We start from the raw sequence: 676 nt of genomic DNA on the forward strand, positions 1-676 counted from the left end.
TGTATTTTGATTATCCATTAGAACAAGGATTAAGACCTCCCGAACTTCATTTTCAGAAGCCCCCTTCATCTGTATTTTGATTATCCATTAGAACAAGGATTAAGACGTGTATTTACGGATTTTTCTCGCGCTGATGAAAAGTATTTTGATTATCCATTAGAACAAGGATTAAGACAACTACTCTCTGTGCATTCACTGCTATCGCAGCAAAGTATTTTGATTATCCATTAGAACAAGGATTAAGACGACAACTCATTAAGCTCTTCGTAAGCGCAAGAGCTGTATTTTGATTATCCATTAGAACAAGGATTAAGACGGCTATTCCGTAGATGTCATCTAAGTTGCTAACATGTATTTTGATTATCCATTAGAACAAGGATTAAGACGAGATTTGTACATCTTACCGTCCTTGCCATTTTTGTATTTTGATTATCCATTAGAACAAGGATTAAGACTATGTGCCGTCATCGTAATATCCATCCTTCCAAGGAGTATTTTGATTATCCATTAGAACAAGGATTAAGACTCTAGGAATACTTGATTCTCCGGCTGGAGATAAAGTATTTTGATTATCCATTAGAACAAGGATTAAGACGCTGAGGTCATACCCGCCCAGTACTTTGAAGTACGTATTTTGATTATCCATTAGAACAAGGATTAAGACATCAGTACAGAG

Annotated in this window: 1 CRISPR repeat array. The window is 35.8% G+C overall.

Annotation, left to right across the window (positions count from 1 at the left end):
• Window position 1 precedes the first annotated feature (1 nt).
• Window positions 2–664: direct repeats of the CRISPR family, unit length 35 nt; unit sequence GTATTTTGATTATCCATTAGAACAAGGATTAAGAC.
• The last annotated feature ends 12 nt before the right edge of the window (window positions 665–676 follow it).

The sequence above is a fragment of the Phocaeicola barnesiae DSM 18169 = JCM 13652 genome (assembly GCF_000374585.1).
GTDB classification, from domain to species: Bacteria; Bacteroidota; Bacteroidia; order Bacteroidales; family Bacteroidaceae; genus Phocaeicola; species Phocaeicola barnesiae.